Origin of the sequence: Microcystis sp. LE19-10.1B (assembly GCF_027530565.1) — a bacterium.
GTDB lineage: Bacteria > Cyanobacteriota > Cyanobacteriia > Cyanobacteriales > Microcystaceae > Microcystis > Microcystis aeruginosa.
Genome location: NZ_JAPZQM010000615.1, coordinates 1 through 1,395, shown reverse-complemented (window position 1 = coordinate 1,395; position 1,395 = coordinate 1). Strand labels below are relative to the sequence as shown.

The 1,395-nt window shown below is 44.8% G+C and carries 2 protein-coding genes; both read right to left on the bottom strand.

Annotated features, from left to right (window positions below; all coding sequences use genetic code 11):
• Window positions 1-202: 202 nt before the first annotated feature.
• Window positions 203-1,153 carry an NAD-dependent epimerase/dehydratase family protein gene (locus tag O9332_RS22205; RefSeq protein ID WP_002761306.1) on the bottom strand — a complete coding sequence of 317 codons (951 nt, stop codon included), beginning with the start codon at window positions 1,151-1,153 and terminating at the stop codon, window positions 203-205.
• On the bottom strand, window positions 1,087-1,281 hold the full coding sequence (locus O9332_RS22200; RefSeq protein WP_071825080.1) for a hypothetical protein: 195 nt from the start codon (window positions 1,279-1,281) through the stop codon (window positions 1,087-1,089). Before O9332_RS22200 ends, O9332_RS22205 begins: the two co-directional genes overlap by 67 nt.
• Window positions 1,282-1,395: the final 114 nt, after the last annotated feature.

Here is a 1,395-nt window from a genome sequence, read left to right as displayed (position 1 = left end):
TTTGTACCAAGCGATGTACTACAAGAAGGATAATGCAAGGTTTTTGAACGTCCCAATCCTATTTTCTTGCACTAACATCGGACTTTAACAGGTCAAAAGCTTTATTTTAAAAGGGTTTTACCATTATTCAGCAAACCCTAGATATTGCCCAAAATCTCCCTTTTACAGGGAGATTTTTTGATTATTAAGGATATTGCCCCCGTTAACAATATAATTCCTGAATCCACTGCCATTCTTGGGCTAATCCTTCGGCTAAAGAAACTTGGGGATTATAACCTAGAATAGTACGGGCTTTGGTGACATCGGCGGCGGTGTGACGGGCATCTCCCCGGGCCAATCCTTGATGCGATCGCTCGATCGGTTTACCAATGACTTTTTCCATAGTATCCAAGACATCCAACAAAACCACGCGACTACCACCACCAATATTAAACACCTCCCCCACCGCTTCCGGTACGACGGCAGCGGCTAAATTAGCGGCTACAGCATCGCTAATAAAGGTAAAATCGCGGGTTTGTTTGCCATCCCCGTAGATGCCGATGGCTTTATCTGCGATCGCTGATTGAAAAAACTTATGGAAAGCCATATCGGGACGTTGCCGCGGTCCATAAACGGTGAAATAACGTAAGGCAGTGACGGGAACGTTAAAATTCTGGTGATATAGCCAACAGAGTCTTTCTGCCGCTAATTTGGTGATGCCGTAGGGTGAAACTGGTTGGGGACAAAGGGTTTCGGGAGTCGGCATCGTTTCCGCATTGCCATACACCGAGGAAGTGGAAGCAAAAACCATCCGTTGTAAAGACGGGGTTTCCTTAGCGGCCTCAAGAATAATTTGAGTAGCATTTATATTCCTTTCGGTATATTGACGAAATCCATCACCCCAGCTTGCTCTGACTCCTGCTTGGGCTGCCTGATGGAATAATACTTCTACTCCTTGCAACAGTTGTCGCCAGTCGAGGGCTTGTATATCCGCTTCGATTAACTTAAATTCGGGATATTTGGCTAGAATATGGGCATTTTTGCGCTTTAAACTGGGGTCGTAATAATCGTTAAATTGATCGATCCCGATCACCTGATCTCCTTGTTCTAAAAGCTTTTCTGCCAAGTTAGAACCGATAAAACCCGCGACACCAGTAACAATATGAGTAGCCATTTAATCCTAGTCGTTGATATTTTGTATCGATTGTAAGCTAAGACGCATTTAAGTAGGGTTTGCGGCAAAAAGTTTTTCGTGGGGGCAGGGTGTGGGGTGTGGGGTGTGGGGTGTGGGGTTTTACCCATTTTCAGACGGTCAATTACCTAATTTTCAGGGAAAAAGTCCAGGAATTTTCGCCCCGATCCCTCCAATGGCTGGCACTTTTTGAGGTCAAAAAAGTCTAAAAGTCTTATCCAACA